Raw genomic sequence first — 15497 nt, 5'->3', positions numbered from 1 at the left:
TCCCTCCTTTACGCATCATTCGGTGAAGTGTTATTTTTTTACTTTTATTTCAGTTTTGCTAAAGCCGCATAAACATCTCCTAAATGCTGAAAACCAAGTTGTTGGATATGTTGAATGTTTTCACCCCAAAGTTTTGCTGTCATTAACGCGTCAGACAATGCATGATGACGATTTTTCACTTCAATTCCAAAATGCTGACAGCAATCATCCAATGTCACTAACTCTGAATCGGGTGTTACAATTTTTGTTAAAAACGCTGTGTCCACGATACGGTGCTGAAAACTCGTTCGTGTCACTGACCATGTCGCATGTTGCATAAAGCTTCTTTCATGCTTGGCATGATGGGCTACTAATGTGTCTCGCTGTACAAACTTATAAAATTTTTCGAGGACTTGTTCAAGTGGCGGCGCCTCTTGTAACTCTTCTTTTCTAATCCCTGTTAACTGTTCGATTTCTGCAGAAGGCTGGTCTTGACTGTGTACAAGTGAATAAAAGGTTTCCTCTAACGGAGTGGCTCCCGTCATTTTCACCGCACCAATCGATAGGATTTTATCTCCCTTATCAGGGTAAAATCCGGTTGTTTCTAAGTCAAAAACAACGACCTGAAGCTCATCTAACGGAATTTCCAATACATCTTCTCGTTTCAATTCTCGTTGTAGCTGACGTAAAAAAGCGACTTGTGATGCACTATTTTGCTGTTGAACAGAGGCATACACATTCGGACTGATCTTTCCTGAAAGCTGTTTCATCAATTGAACCATTTGATTCATGACCATGTTGAACACCCTTTTTCGATCTTTCGTTTCGCTTCTTCATATAATTTTCGTCCACCTTTCACATAACGCTTTAGCTCCTTTTTTTCTTCCTTTGAGAGCTTTTCTAGCTGTAAATAATGGACGTCATCGTAATTTTTTGCATCTTGCATAAAACGCAAACGGAACTGTAATAACTTTGAAAACTCTTTTTCGTAATGTCTCATCTCATTGTTGTAATTAGGCATTTTTCTCATTCGCGATAGAGTAGATGGTGATTCTACCTTTTCTTTAATCGCTAAAAGTCTCATAGCATTTACATATGGAAAGAGCACAGATTGTTTAATCTGAATGCTTCCCGTATGTTCACCATATTGCTCAGGTAGAAATTGCCCGAATAAACCGATTGTTTTTTTTATATGACCAACATTTTCTAGTAGTCGTACCATTAAATATGGATTTGTAGCGATTCGTTCAAAAATAGTCGTTTTAACTTTAGACAAGTAGTCTCGCTTTCCCACTAGAACACGAGAGTCAAAAAACGTGAGTAAATAGCGTAATGATTCCCATGATTCTTCATCCACCCAGTCATTGATTTGTTGTATCCATCCTTCACAACTCTTACACCATCTAGGGTTTGATGCCATGACCTGCCCATCACAAAGATCATATCCTACTTCCTTTAGACCAAAAGAAATTTCTTTACCTAATGCTAAAAAGTACTTTTGTGTTTGTTCAGAATCACTTTCAAAAATAATCCCATGATCTTGGTCACTCCAAATCGCTTGCTCAAATCTTGCTGCGCTCCCCATCATAAAGAAAGCAAAGTGAGCAGGAGGTGCGTCCCACTCACTTTTGATTTCATCTACTGCTTTCAATACAACCCGTTCAATGATGTCATCATGCAGAAGATTGAGCTTCTCATGATCGGTAGAAACGCTAGATATATGTTGTAACCGATATTCCTTTAGCTCATTGTAACCGCTCATGATGACCCCCTTCTTTCTCTATCATACGGGTTAGTTTCTATTATGCACCAGCTTTTTTTGAAGGCATGCTTTCTGGGTAACCATAGCTACCATGCTCACTCATATCTAAGCCAATAATTTCTTCTTCTTCTGTAACACGAATTCCTTTCATGACAGCTTTCATTGCATAAAGAATAATGAATGAAATAACAAATGCATATAGACCTGAAGACACAACTCCAATTGTTTGTACGCCTAACTGTGTAAATCCACCGCCGTAAAACAGACCAGCAAGACCACCATTCATTTCAGCTAATTCAGGTGTAGCAAAGAATCCCGTTGAAATTGTTCCCCATACACCCGCAACCCCATGGACTGATAGTGCAAAAATCGGGTCATCAATTTTTGCTTTGTCAAAAAATTTCATACTGAAGAATACGATAAGTCCACCAATCAAACCAATTACAACAGCTGCCCATGGCGCTACAAATGCACAAGATGCTGTAATTGCAACTAAACCTGCTAGTGCACCGTTTAACATAGTTGGAACATCGGACTTACCAGTTGCCATCCAAGCAATAAATAGAGCGGCTACTGCACCAGCTGCTGCTGCAAGCTGAGTATTCAATGCAACATAACCAAAGAATGCATCATCAACACCTAATGTACTACCTGCGTTAAATCCAAACCAACCTACCCAAAGGATAAGAACACCTAATGCTGTGTATACTTGGTTATGACCTGCTAAATCATTTGATGAACCATCTTTATTATATTTACCAATACGAGGTTTTAAGATAATTGTTGCGGCTAACGCTGCCATCGCACCTGTTAAGTGAACAACTGTTGATCCAGCAAAGTCTTGCTTACCAAGACCACCTAACCAACCATCACCCCAAATCCAGTGTGCTACAACCGGATAAACGAAAGCTGAGAATAGAACAGCAAAGATGATATAGGCTGAAAGCTTAGCACGTTCAGCAAATCCACCAAAAGCAATTGTTAATGCAATTGCAGCAAATGCTAACTGGAAGAAGAAATCAATCGAACCAGCTAATCCGTCAATTACTGTTTCAAAGTCTCCAAAGAAAAAGTCCGTTGTTCCAAAAATCCCATTGGATTCACCGTAGATTAATCCATAGCCTACTGCCCAGAATACTAATGAGGCAATACCGACAGTGAAAATCGTTTTACCAGCGATATGACCAGCATTTTTCATTCTTGTTGAACCAGCTTCTAAAAGAATGAACCCCCCTTGCATTAAAAGTACTAATACGGCACAAATCATGATCCACACATTGTTCATTAAATAAATCGGATCCATTATAATTCCCCCTTATGATTGCTTTTTTCAGTGTTAACTTAACTAACATCTGATGTTAAGTTTATTATAGCTTGATTTTCAGAACATTCTATCTTCTTGTTAGGTTATCTAACACTGTATTTAAACTGTAAATTTCTACTTGTTCGAAAATTTAAAATATTCCCCTATCAATTCAACATATCAGGTTTTGCAACTTGTTCCCCCACAAGCGGATCAATGGAAAGGCACGGATAGTATGGAAAGAACGTGTCATTCTCAAACCGATAAAAATAACAAGCATTGAAAAATAGGAAATAAAAAAAGCCCAAATTTTGATTGGACTTTTTATTGCATTATATTGTTGATTTTCCAATTAATTGGTTTTTTGCCCCAATGGATTAACCATTCATTACATTTTGAAAATGGACGACTACCAAAGAAACCTTTATTTGCAGAAAACGGACTAGGGTGTGGTGCTTTTAAAATGGCATGATGATCTTGCGTAATCAAAGCCTCTTTTTCAATTGCATGGTTTCCCCATAGAATAAATACAATTGGATCTTCGCGCTTATTTAATGTTTCAATGATATGGTCTGTAAACAAATGCCATCCTATACGTTTATGGGAGTGAGGTTGCTTTTCTCTTACTGTTAACACTGTATTTAATAACAACACTCCTTCTTCTGCCCATGATAGTAAGCACCCATGGTTCGGAATTTCAATGTTTAAATCTGATTGTAATTCCTTATACATATTTTTCAAAGACGGAGGAATTTTTTCTGATGGTCTAACAGAAAAGCTTAAGCCATGCGCTTGGTTTGGGCCGTGATAAGGGTCTTGCCCAACTATAACGGCTTTCACTTTTTCATAAGGCGTGTAATAAAACGCATTTAGGACATCGTCATATGCAGGATAAATGGTATGAGAATCATATTCTTGATTCACTTTATTAAGTATCTCGGAAAAAAAAACCGTCCTCCACTCATTACTTATATAAGAAGACCAACTTTTAGGTATTTTCATTTCATCCACTTCTTTCACATTTTCAAGAGATTTGTTTCTATATCTCTATCGTTGCTATGATGGGGAGATGATCAGATGCTGTAGTTGAGAATACTTCCACGTCTATCGGCTTGAACTTTTGGCTTACATAAATAAAATCCAAGCGGAAGAGCGGATAAATGGCAGGGAAAGTATACCCTTTTCCATACCCAGCACGTGACCAAACATCAGTAACATATTGTCTCATTTGTTTTGAAAACCTTGATTTTGGTAGTTGGTTGAAGTCACCCATCACAATTATATTTTCTTGGCTCATTTTTACTTTTTTTAACATCGTTTGTTCATGTTTTTTTCTCAATAATGAGTGAAGGGCAAAATGGGAAACGAAGACTTTGATTGTTTTTTCATTAATTTCGACATCACATTCCAATATTGAACGGTTTTCAAACGGTGGTATAGTCGTGATAATATCGTTTTTCGAATGTCGGATAGGAAATTTCGATAATAGTAAATTTCCATAATTTCCTTTTATCGCTGGACCAAAACGCCAATCCATATTTAACGCTTCTGCAAGCCAACGCGGTTGATCAACATATTCACTTCTTTTTGAAAAATGGCAATCGACTTCATTTATGCCTACAATGTCAGCTTTTGTTTTAACAATTGTTTCTTTGATTTTTTCAAGATTCAATTTGGAAAAGCTTCCTTTTCCATGCCGTATATTAAAAGTGACTATTTTGATTTTTATAATTCTCATTCCTTTTATAATGGTCGAAGAGAAAGAATTTCTTTTATCATTTTACTGACATACTGAACTTGAAGCTGGATATGATGAAAGTGCTCTCTATCAAAATCCTGATGTTGCTGCATCGTCGGATAACTAAGACGCATTTTTTCTAACAACCGTTCTAGTGACAATAATGTATCACATAAACATTCAACAATAGCTCGTCCAACAAAGATGATTTCATGGTACTCATTTTTCCAAGCAGAAACAACTTCCTTTTCATTCACAGTATGCCTTTTTTCAATAGTTAGTAATCGTTTTTGTAGCGCGACTAATTCATCATATTCAATTGAAATAGCCTTTACCATAGTGAGTGTTTCAGACGCATGAAAAAGCTGAACAAGACTTTCAATCCGGGGCAATAAATCTTTCAATTCAGCCATACAGCCTTCTGATAATTTAGCCACTAATGATAAGCTGTTAATGTATTCTAAAAATGAAAGATTTTGTTTATAAAAACTTTCTTCTGTCCCCATAATCTTTTCTCCTTTCTCCATCACATCTAACGAACCTTCTTATTCCTTTATACGTTTATATTTATTGAAATACTAGTTACTCAAGTCATTTTATTTTCTTATACCCTAGAAAGTAGATAAAAAAACCGACATAAAAAGCAGCTTCACTTCAGCTTTTCATCTCGGCTTTTATACTCTATATCCATTCTTTTGCTTTACTTTGCAAGTCCCTACACACCTTTGGGTCAGAAACAATGAGCGTAGCCGTTGCTCTTTTAAACACCCTTAGTATAACACATAACATTATTCTCCGGCTATTCAAGAACAAAACAAAGAACAGATTTATCTTTGCTAAAATCCCAATCGACAAATATATTTTGGATTTCTTCGCAGAACAGTTTTTTGAATTCATTATGGTGAAAATGGGTTTTTTCCAACTCCGCTTTCGTAATTCGTAACATCTGTTCAAATCCCTTTTGAATAAATGCCTGTTCAATGAGAATGAGTATTCCTTCACGTTCACATAAAAACACTTTGGGTGAAAGTTGATAAACAACCGTCTTTTCTGGTGCTTTTTGCACATAGGCACTAATCCGGTTAATAACTGAAATTAACTCAACCTGATTGTACTGACGTTTTTCAAATGGTGCGCCCTTTACTTCTTCGGACATTTTCATCGTAATCATGCCTGTATCATTTTCATAATTCCAGTCTGTGTAACATTCCTCCACTTCACATTGAAGTATTATTTGAATCATCCCTCTTAATTCAGATAAAAGTCCACCCATCACATTTAATCGGGATTGCACCATCATGTCTGTTTGTTTTTGTTCGCGTAATGAAACTTCCAAAGGAGAGATAAACCCTTTTATAAATAAAAATAAATAGCCATGATTGCATACAGCATAACAAAGCTGTGGACCTCTTCCAAACTTCATCCTCATTACTTTACTCGTATAACTGCTTATCGTTTTTAACTTTTCCTGTATGGTTTCCATGTCAATCTCTCCTTAGGAAGGATATTTTAGGATAACCGATTTTTCCCGAATTTATGAAACCACTTATTTATGAAAAAAAATAATGTAACAACGATTTAACTCGTAATGCCAAGCTATAAATATATCTTGAATTTCTCTTTTTAGAATGGATTCAAGCTTTTGTTGTTGTTGTTGCACACATTGTTTCATTATCATTTGGCGGTTAATGACAAGATCCTTATACCCTTTATTCACTAATGTTTGTTCAAGCGGTAATAATATCCCATATTGAACAACAATATTTATATCATGAGCCGGTTGTAGTACTTCTATATATTCTGGCTTTTTTTGATATTGATTTGTGTGTTGTAATATTTCTTCCACTACTGGTTGCTCAAAAAGCACATTATGATCCTTCTTGATTTTCTCTTCTTCTGAAAAAAGGAGAAAAAACCCTGTTTCATTTTCAATATTCCAATCATAAATAAATTTTTCTATTTGTATACCCCCATATTTCCGTAACCAATCTTTCATTTGTAAAAAAACTATTTCCACTGTTCGTTGTCGGATATCTGCGATCATCTCTTCTTCTTTTTGTATGTACAATGTTTTTTCGATCGGTGACAGCCATTTTTTTATATATATAAAGATGCCATATGATGTACATTCTATTATACATTGTTCTGAAAGTACCCCGTAAGTATCATAGAAAACATTGTCAATGTACATTCTAAACTGTTGTAATATTTCTTGTTCTTTTACCATATTGTCCCCCTTAACAAATAGAAAAAGACCTAGCCCCTTTTTTTTAGAAGCTAGGTCATGAAAAGACATTTGACTTTCATTTACCACGTCATATACTTATATAAACTTTTTGAATTGTTAATCAACAGGGTAGTTGTTGACTCTTGTCCAACAGCCTTCACTATTTTAACATAACATTTAATTATTTTACAACAAAACTTTTAAATTTCTTTTCTGCGCCCATACTACAAAAGTGGTATAATATATTCAATACTATATTACTAGGTGATATTATGAATTTCATTATTTTAACACTTTGTGTTGTTATTGTAGCATTCGTCATTAACGCTTGTCGGTTCTTTCTTCAAGACAAATTAAACCGCTTACTTATATGCTTATTTATGCTAGGGATTACCCTTTTTGTAGGTTTTTTTACAAGTGTTACTTATTTACCTTTACTACTTTTATTTTTTATTATTGTTGCAACTTATAGCTTTCCATTGTTCGGAACGATCGTTTCTCCTTTTATCGCCTATGGTTTTCTATACAAACTATCAGAACCAGCTTTCATCACTCTTTTATATTACATAGTGTTCTCCTGGTTTATTTTCTTTTGCGCTAACCAAATTATAAAAAGTAAAAAACTAGAATTACATTGGCAAACGAAATTCATGAAAAAAGAAAAGCAGCTTCAAATCTTTCAAGAAATCAATACAGCAATGCAACAAACCTTTGATTTAGACAAATTGCTTCACACAATCCTTACCGCTGTTACTGCTGGAAGGGGATTTAGATATAATCGTGCGATGATTTTTATGTTCTCAGAAGATAATCAAAGTGTAACAGGGAAAATGGCTGTTGGTCCGATGAATGTAGAAAAAGGATATGAAACATGGGAAATGATTTTAGAAAATAAATATAAACTCCGAGATCTTGTTGAAATGTCTCGTGATGAACATAATCAAGATGGTGACTTAAACCAAATTGTTCGTTCCTTAACGATTCCTTTACAAGCCAACTCATCAAACATCTTTTGGCAAGCACTTACGCTGAATAAACCACTTCATATTAAAGAGATCGATACAAAGGATAGCATCCAGCATACATTGAAGAGTCTTTTTTCTATGGAGGAGTTTGCGGTAATTCCATTAGCGAATCAAGGGAAACGAATTGGAGTCTTAATTATTGATAATATTGTAAACAAAAATCCGATTTTTTTAGAAGAGGTTGAAGCTGTCATTCCATTAGCAAACCAAGCTGCCATCGCCATTGATCAAGCTAACCTTTATCATAAAACCGAGGAGATGGCATTAAAAGATGGGTTAACAAATTTATTTAATCAACGGGCATTCCAACATAATATTAAAGAGCTTTTTTCTAGAAAGGAAAACACTATCGTATCACTAGCCATTTTGGATATAGACTTTTTTAAGCATTATAACGATACGAATGGCCATTTAATTGGAAATGAATTATTAATTCAATTAGCAACAGTTCTAGCCAACTCTATTCCTAATGACGCTACACCTTATCGGTTTGGAGGCGAAGAGTTTGTTATATTATATCCTTCCGCTTCATTAGAGGTAGCCATGGATGTTGCTGAAACGGTAAGAAAAGCAGTAGAAGCTTACCCATTTCCATTTGCAGAAAGTCAACCTCTTAAGAAACTGACGATTAGTATTGGAGTTTCTTCAACAGAGGATAACACTGCTATCTCAGAGAGCGATTTAATCCAAAAAGCGGACGAGGCGTTATACGAAGCAAAACGAGCAGGTAAAAACAAAGTGGCAGCTTGGAGGGATTCGGTATGAGTATTCATTACCCCTTATTTCTTATTCTTTTCATCTTGGTTTTATTAGCGGTAACGAGTAAATTCTTTTATCGACTTTCATTGAAAGCTTTTATGAATAAAATAGCTTCTCGGCACCAGTTTACAAAAGACGATTTATATTTATCGTTTGATGAAATGGTTTTTTTAACAAAGCTGTATAACGATAATGGAAAAATGACATCCTTCCATAAGGAAGATCTCGTGATAAAAGTGCACTACTTTGGTATACTGTTTCCAAAAGTAAAAGGTGTTCATGTATTTTTCAAACAAAACCATGAGCAAACCTTACTTGCTTATATTCGCGTTGTTGATTTTAGAATTCCTTTGTTTGATAAGCTTGAAAACAATGCTATGATTACGCAAAAAGAATATCTTATGTTAAGCTCTTATACTTTAATACATCCAGCAACATTAGCCTTTATGAAGGAAGAAGTGTATCATTTGCTTCAATCATCTTAAATTAAGAGAGGAGGTTTCATTTATTGAACCTCATTAACCTTTCAGCCGTACAAACGTGGTTACATTCCCACCAAGATAAAGAACTTTACTTACATTTAGAAACAAGCAATGGCTCCTACACCGCTTATCGAAATGGGACAAAAGCTTCTGCTGGTGCTTTTGTAAGAAATGCCAATATTTGCTATAAGGTAGGTAAAATTACCGGAGAGGGCCCTTATCGAGTCGGGCTAAAAACTGAATTAGGCTGGGTATATGCAGATGGACTCACTCATGCTGAATTCGTTAACGATAACCAATTATTATTAGCCGGATTAGATGAAAAAGGGAAACTTGCTGTTGCCTTACAGTTAAGTGAAATCCCCTTTGGCTAAATGAGAAAGGAGGCTAATTATGGAAAGACATGTGCTTGTCATCCTACCCCATCCCGATGATGAATCATTCGCAGCAGCCGGTACGATTTTAACCCATAAAAAAAACGGGACACCCGTCACATACTTTTGCCTAACGTTAGGTGAAATGGGAAGAAATTTTGGTAACCCACCGATTGCGACACGAGAAACATTACCTTCGATTCGAAAAAAAGAACTTGAAGAAGCTTGCCGTATTCTTGGTGTAGACAACCTAAAATTACTTGGACTTCACGATAAAATGGTAGAGTTTGAAGATTTTGATAAATTATCAAAACAATTAGCCGGTATGATTGCTGAAGTAAATCCTTCGTTAATTATTACATTTTACCCTGGATTGAGCATTCATCCTGATCATGACGCTTGTGGTGAAGTTGTCATCAAAGCCGTTCAACAGATCCCTAAAGATAAGCGACCTGTTGTTCATGCCGTTGCCATCACAAATAATTGTGAAGAGATTATTGGAAAGCCAGATGTTGTCCATGATATTGACGAATATCTTCCTATAAAATTAGAGGCCTTAAAAGCCCATGCAACACAAATGCAAGAAGTTGTAGCCGTTACCGAACAAAAGCTAAAGGAAGGTCGTTCACCATCAGCCGCTTGGTTACGATACGAACGATTTTGGGTGTATTCTGTTTAGTTGCTAACCCCCACCGAATCGGTGGGGGTTAGCCGTTTTTGGCGTAGCTGTTGTTTAAGTAAGAGGAGAAAACTGTAACGGACATACATTCCGCTATTTTAACAAAATGAACGTTTAACAAATAGCTAATGGACATTTGTCCCATTAATGCAGAAAAAAGACCTGCTTTTATTGTTTTTTGTTGGAATAACGGAACAGATAGCCGTTACATAATAAAAGAAGCTTGTTTTTCTTGAAATACCGAATCAATGTCCGATACGATACCTATTATAATTCATCCTTTTTCATTCGCTCTAACAATGTACTATTTGGAAAAATCTCACCTTGCGCTTTACTACTAATTCGATTCGCTGCCTCTTGAGCTGTTGTTACAACTTCTTTTTCATCCACGGTTAACAACTTCTTTTTATAGTATATAAATTTACCGTCGACCATAACAGATTCGACTTCATTCCCTTTTGCAGAATAAACAAGGTTTGGAACGATATTTCGGATTGGCAATGTGATAACTGGAGACATGGAAGGCTCTTGAAGGTCAATGATTAGTAAGTCTGCTTTCTTCCCTTCACGAAGTGACCCAATTTCATGATCTAATCCTATCGCTTTAGCTGCTTCAATTGTTGCCAGTCGGACAGCTAAGTGAGCGGGGAAAATGGATGGATCTTTTCTTTTCACTTTATTTAAAATCGAGACAAACTTCATCTCATTAAACATATTATTGCAATTATTCCCTGGTGCTTGATCAGAGCCGAGTGCTGCCGTGCCACTGGCTTCTAAAAATTCCAAGATTGGAGGAACAATTCCGTCAATAATTCCGATGCTACCGGAGCAATTTATCATTGCCGCACCGCTTTTGGCAACTTGCTCTGTTTCCTCCTTTGTAGCTTCCGTTAAGTGCACGGCTAATAATCGTTCATTTAAATAGCCAATGTCCTCTAAAAACGGAATGCTCCTTTTTCCATATCGCTTAAGCATTTGGTCAATCTCGCGGTCACCTTGTGCGACATGCATATGAAGCTTTGTATCATACTTTTCCGCTAATGCTTTCATTTCTTTCATTAATTCAAGACTCATCATATCAGGACCATGTGGACCAAACATACATGTAATCCGACCGTTTTCGGTTTCGTGCCAGCTCTCAAATAACTTTATATTATTTTGCAGCTTACGATTCCCGATTTCAGAATAAAATGGATACAGCTCTCCTACAGGAACATCACCAATGTCATCAGGAATTTCATTCACAAGTTCTGCCACTCGGGCACGGGCTCCGACCTTCACATAATTATTGACAATCTCAGTCATATTCCCATCATAATCACAAAACGTCGTCGTTCCAGCCTTTATACCCTCTATTATATTTAACATCGAACCTTTGACATTATCTTCAGGCGTGACGTGTTTCATAAATGGCCAGAGCCCTTCTTGCATCCAATTATGAATATCTTGAGATACACCTCGTAAAATGCCAAGTCCTGTATGAATATGAGCATCAATCAGTCCTGGCATGACTAGTTTATTATTTCCATCAATGATTTCTTCAGAAGAGTAATTTCGTATAATAACGTCTGAATTATCAACAGCAATAATGCGGTTGCCCTTTATTGCCACTGCACCATTATCAATAAAGCCAACTCCGGTTCCTTCCATAGTCATGACAAAAGCGTTCTTAATTATAATATCTACTTTCATTTTTTCCACTCCTTTACTTATTTAACTTTTTACAAGACATAAAAATGCTTGGGTATCTATCATCCAAGCATTTCATACGATGTATTTCTATCAATTAAGACTTACTCTCTCATCATCATTTCAACTAACTCTTTCGGGTTATTTGATACAACAATATTTTCACGGATTTCTGGCAACAGAAACTCCGCTTCTACCATGTGGTTAAATAGACGTAACAACGGATCATAATACCCATTCGTATTCATTAACCCTAATTTTTTCGCATGTTGCCCAATGGCACTCCACGTTAATACTTCTGCTAACTCTTCTAACGTTCCAATCCCACCAGGCAATGCAATAAACCCAGTGGAAAGCTCATACATTTGCGCTTTTCTTTCATGCATTGTTTCAACAACTCGCAATTCGGTTAAATGCTGTTGGGCTCTTTCTTGCTTCACTAATAATTGCGGAATAATACCTATCACTTCTCCATTTCCAGCCATGACCGCATCCGAAACGACACCCATAAGACCTGCACTCGAGCCCCCGTACACTAATCCAAGTTGATGGTGGAGGAGCTGTTGTCCAATTTTGTAAGCATCTTCTTTATAAGCCGGGTCATTTCCATCTCTGGAACCACAAAATACAGCTATTCTTTTCAACTTTTGTCTTACCTCCACGTATGTAATCCTTAACTATTTCTCTATTTTCCTGCATAATTCCTTTTCTTTTCTCCGTGAAAAAAGCCTCTACCCTCAAGGGGAGAGACTAATGTTTGATTCCATTACTCACATTATCCATCGCTTCGTCAAGGGAAGAAAAGCCATGGAAATCTTCCCCGTCTTCAAACTCCACTGTCCACTTTTTTTCATGCGGAGCTAATAACCCTTGCTCATCTTTATAAAATGGACGATGCACCATAAAGACAGCATCTGCTTTTCTAATTGTATACCCAATATAATATTCCTCAGCTTCTCCTTGCTCTTCGAATATACCAATGTCATCAACATCGTATTTATTCATGATGCGTTCTAATGAGTCATTCATTTCTTGTAAAATTGTTTCTCTTGTGACCGATTCCATCTTTGTGCACCTTCCTTTCTTTGTTCAACATTCTCTTTGAAATTTCTCCACCATTTTTTCATAAGTAATTTCATCAGTCCGGTCTACTTGCCAATTTGCATTTGGATGATTTCCAATCCCAATTGAAAACATTGGTGCTTCATTAATTGCCAATATCCCCGCTTCACTATCTTCAATTCCGATACAGTGTGCATAAGGAATACCTAATTCATCCGCAGCTTTTAAAAATATTTCAGGGTCTGGTTTTAATTCTTTGACCGTTGTAATGTCGACCACGTAATCACAAACACCTAGTAGCTGCAAGTTTCCTAATACCGTTTTTGCATTTGAACTGGAAGACGCTACAGCTACTTTTATGTCATTGTGACGTAGCTCATCAATTAGCACATCCATACCAGGGAGAACATCTTCTGCAGTAATCGTTTCAATCAACTCTTGATAATACTCATTTTTCTTTTCTCCTAACACTTGTTTCTCTTCATCTTTATATTCCTTTTGGCTTCCTTTAACTAACTCCTCAATTAATAGATTTCTTCCTCTTCCTTGCATTTGTAAATTTTGTTCTCTTGTAAATGGTACCCCTATTTCATCTGCCACTTTTTTTGTTGCAAGATAGTGGTATTCCACTGTATTGGCAAGTACACCATCTAAATCAAATATGACGGCTGCTAACGTCTTTTTCATCTATCCGTTCCAACCCCTTTTGCAAAATCCCATTTCCTATTCGTTTACTTAACCATTGATAATTTCTCCACCATTTATGTGAAGCATTTGTCCTGTCATATAGGATGAATCGTCACATGCTAAATAAACATACGCCGCTGCGAGTTCTTCTGGCTGCCCTGCTCGTTTCATCGGTGTTGTTGTCCCAAACTCTTTTACTTGCTGGGCATCGAAGGTTGAAGGGATAAGAGGCGTCCATATTGGGCCAGGTGCAACTCCATTTACTCTAATTCCTTTGTCAGCTAAAGATAAGCTTAATGAACGAGTTAATGTTGTCATCGCCCCTTTTGTTGCCGAATAGTCAAGGAGTTCTTTATGACCTTTATAGGCAGTGACAGAAGATGTATTAATAATCGTGTTCCCTTTTTCAAAATGAGGGAGTACCGCTTTTATTAAATGAAACACTGAAAAGATATTTGTCCGAAACGTGCGTTCCATTTGCTCTGTACTAATATCCTCGATGGACTTTTGCGGATGTTGTTCAGCTGCATTATTCACAAGAATATCAATTGTTGAAAATTGTCTGACTACGGTTTCTACAAGAGTTTTACAAAAGGATTCTTCACCTATATCGCCTTTAAGAAGCAAACATTGCACCCCTTCTTGCTCTACCTGCTGCTTTGTTTCATTTGCATCATTGTCTTCTGATAAATAGTTGACGACTACATTTGCTCCTTCTTTTGCAAATGCTATTGCCACAGCTTTTCCTATCCCACTGTCTCCTCCAGTAATTAATGCGACTTTTCCCTTTAATTTGTTACTTCCTTTATAGTCGCGGTCGTTTGTCACTGGTATAGGGTTCATATCCGATTCAATCCCAGGTTGAACATTTTGGTGTTGTGGTGGTTGACCTGCTGGGTATGATTGTTCTTTATTCACGTTAACGGCCTCCTTTCACAGATAATGATAATTTCTACGTTATGTTGTTGTTTTATTCATGTAATCCAACGTACTCCTATTTTAAAATCAATTTATTTTTCGTTGCAAGCGAGGTACGGTCACTGGCGTTGCAAATATATCCACAGGTTTAATTCTTACCTAGCTTCTAGTTAGCACAAATAACATATCCGTTCCATTGCGATACAGCCACTCGCTTTCCGCGGGGAGGTGGCTTCGCTCCATTTCACTCAGTGGAATCACTATATTTCTATGCTTTACATTTCAACTAACAAAGTGAAAATTTGAAGAAAACACTAGACCAATAAAAAAAATTCTCCTATTGTAAAAGCAAAGCCAAAGTTATCCGTGACTTTTACAATAAGGAGAATTTTATGGATAACAAAATTGTATCAAATCAATCTACACTAAGTAAATGTTTATCTCTATTACCATTCGATTCATTCCGTTCTAGCTTTCAAGATTGGGGAGTTAAAAAATTAACGACAGCTAATTTACTAAGAATTTGTGTCGCTTCTCAATTACAAAATTGGGAATCTTATACTCAAATAGAAGAGGAAATTAGGGCTAGAAAAGATTCGCAAGAATTATTTGGACTATCAAGTATTAGTGGTTCTCAAGTATCTAGACGCGTAAATACATTACCATCAACGATGGTAGAAAGATTATTTCAAATAGCTGTATAAAAAGTAAAAGAAGTTACCACACCAAATAGTTCGTTTAAAGGCTTCGGAAAGTTGCATATCATAGATGGTTCTTGCCTTCATTTAGGCCCAACATTTGGGAAATGGGCTT

General features: G+C 36.5%; 18 protein-coding genes. 5 read left to right on the top strand and 13 right to left on the bottom strand.

All coding sequences use genetic code 11. From position 1 onward, the window contains the following. Positions 1-44: 44 nt before the first annotated feature. The 8 genes from T323_RS0107650 to T323_RS0107615 form a co-directional block, all read right to left on the bottom strand. Positions 45-776 (bottom strand): exonuclease domain-containing protein, encoded by a 732-nt coding sequence (locus T323_RS0107650; protein WP_026672744.1) that lies wholly within the window; start codon positions 774-776, stop codon positions 45-47. Next, a complete protein-coding gene (locus T323_RS0107645) occupies positions 767-1741 on the bottom strand; it encodes a DUF294 nucleotidyltransferase-like domain-containing protein (RefSeq protein ID WP_026672743.1) in 975 nt (324 codons plus the stop codon). The genes T323_RS0107650 and T323_RS0107645 overlap by 10 nt, the downstream gene beginning before the upstream one ends. A 40-nt stretch (positions 1742-1781) precedes the next feature. Next, a complete protein-coding gene (locus tag T323_RS0107640) occupies positions 1782-3044 on the bottom strand; it encodes an ammonium transporter (protein ID WP_026672742.1) in 1263 nt (420 codons plus the stop codon). A gap of 324 nt (positions 3045-3368) precedes the next feature. Beyond that, entirely contained in the window at positions 3369-4046 is a 678-nt protein-coding gene (ung, locus tag T323_RS0107635) for a uracil-DNA glycosylase (protein ID WP_026672741.1), read from the bottom strand. A gap of 37 nt (positions 4047-4083) precedes the next feature. Next, the gene (locus T323_RS0107630; RefSeq protein ID WP_084309184.1) at positions 4084-4782 is read right to left on the bottom strand and encodes an endonuclease/exonuclease/phosphatase family protein; all 699 of its coding nucleotides are present in this window, start codon (positions 4780-4782) and stop codon (positions 4084-4086) included. A 5-nt stretch (positions 4783-4787) separates the two neighbouring features. After that, positions 4788-5288, bottom strand: a complete 501-nt coding sequence (locus T323_RS0107625; protein WP_026672739.1) for a hypothetical protein — start codon at positions 5286-5288, stop codon at positions 4788-4790. Positions 5289-5581: 293 nt separating this feature from the next. Further along, a complete protein-coding gene (locus T323_RS0107620) occupies positions 5582-6265 on the bottom strand; it encodes a Na-translocating system protein MpsC family protein (RefSeq protein ID WP_035178125.1) in 684 nt (227 codons plus the stop codon). A gap of 63 nt (positions 6266-6328) precedes the next feature. Continuing rightward, positions 6329-7009, bottom strand: a complete 681-nt coding sequence (locus T323_RS0107615; protein WP_026672737.1) for a Na-translocating system protein MpsC family protein — start codon at positions 7007-7009, stop codon at positions 6329-6331. A gap of 272 nt (positions 7010-7281) precedes the next feature. On the opposite strand from T323_RS0107615, the gene T323_RS0107610 reads away from it, so the two are divergent. Genes T323_RS0107610 through bshB2 form a run of 4 tightly spaced genes read left to right on the top strand, consistent with a single transcriptional unit; the run spans position 7282 to position 10328 of the window. Further along, positions 7282-8799 (top strand): GGDEF domain-containing protein, encoded by a 1518-nt coding sequence (locus T323_RS0107610; RefSeq protein WP_026672736.1) that lies wholly within the window; start codon positions 7282-7284, stop codon positions 8797-8799. Beyond that, positions 8796-9278, top strand: coding sequence for a hypothetical protein (locus tag T323_RS0107605; RefSeq protein WP_026672735.1), 483 nt, complete (start codon positions 8796-8798; stop codon positions 9276-9278). Before T323_RS0107610 ends, T323_RS0107605 begins: the two co-directional genes overlap by 4 nt. A 23-nt stretch (positions 9279-9301) precedes the next feature. Continuing rightward, positions 9302-9649 (top strand): DUF1806 family protein, encoded by a 348-nt coding sequence (locus tag T323_RS0107600; protein ID WP_026672734.1) that lies wholly within the window; start codon positions 9302-9304, stop codon positions 9647-9649. Positions 9650-9668: 19 nt separating this feature from the next. Next, positions 9669-10328, top strand: coding sequence for a bacillithiol biosynthesis deacetylase BshB2 (bshB2, locus tag T323_RS0107595; protein ID WP_026672733.1), 660 nt, complete (start codon positions 9669-9671; stop codon positions 10326-10328). Between the two features lie 267 nt (positions 10329-10595). Here the strand turns inward: bshB2 and T323_RS0107590 are convergent, their stop codons facing one another. The 5 genes from T323_RS0107590 to T323_RS0107570 form a co-directional block, all read right to left on the bottom strand. Then, entirely contained in the window at positions 10596-12020 is a 1425-nt protein-coding gene (locus T323_RS0107590; protein ID WP_035178120.1) for an amidohydrolase family protein, read from the bottom strand. A gap of 101 nt (positions 12021-12121) precedes the next feature. After that, complete coding sequence (locus tag T323_RS0107585; RefSeq protein ID WP_026672731.1) at positions 12122-12661, bottom strand: LOG family protein; 540 nt, start codon at positions 12659-12661, stop codon at positions 12122-12124. 106 nt (positions 12662-12767) lie between these two features. Beyond that, positions 12768-13082, bottom strand: coding sequence for a DUF5634 family protein (locus T323_RS0107580; RefSeq protein WP_026672730.1), 315 nt, complete (start codon positions 13080-13082; stop codon positions 12768-12770). Positions 13083-13106: 24 nt separating this feature from the next. Next, on the bottom strand, positions 13107-13766 hold the full coding sequence (pgmB, locus tag T323_RS0107575; RefSeq protein ID WP_026672729.1) for a beta-phosphoglucomutase: 660 nt from the start codon (positions 13764-13766) through the stop codon (positions 13107-13109). 48 nt (positions 13767-13814) lie between these two features. Next, positions 13815-14684, bottom strand: a complete 870-nt coding sequence (locus tag T323_RS0107570) for an SDR family oxidoreductase (RefSeq protein ID WP_026672728.1) — start codon at positions 14682-14684, stop codon at positions 13815-13817. Between the two features lie 392 nt (positions 14685-15076). Here T323_RS0107570 and T323_RS0107565 point away from each other — a divergent pair, with 392 nt between their 5' ends. Beyond that, the gene (locus T323_RS0107565) at positions 15077-15388 is read left to right on the top strand and encodes a transposase (protein ID WP_026672727.1); all 312 of its coding nucleotides are present in this window, start codon (positions 15077-15079) and stop codon (positions 15386-15388) included. Positions 15389-15497 lie beyond the last annotated feature (109 nt).

It is taken from the genome of Alkalihalobacillus bogoriensis ATCC BAA-922, from assembly GCF_000621445.1.
Taxonomy (GTDB): domain Bacteria; phylum Bacillota; class Bacilli; order Bacillales; family Bacillaceae_F; genus Bacillus_AO; species Bacillus_AO bogoriense.
The sequence above is the reverse complement of the archived record's forward strand: the minus strand, read 5'-3'. Positions and strand labels throughout refer to the sequence as shown.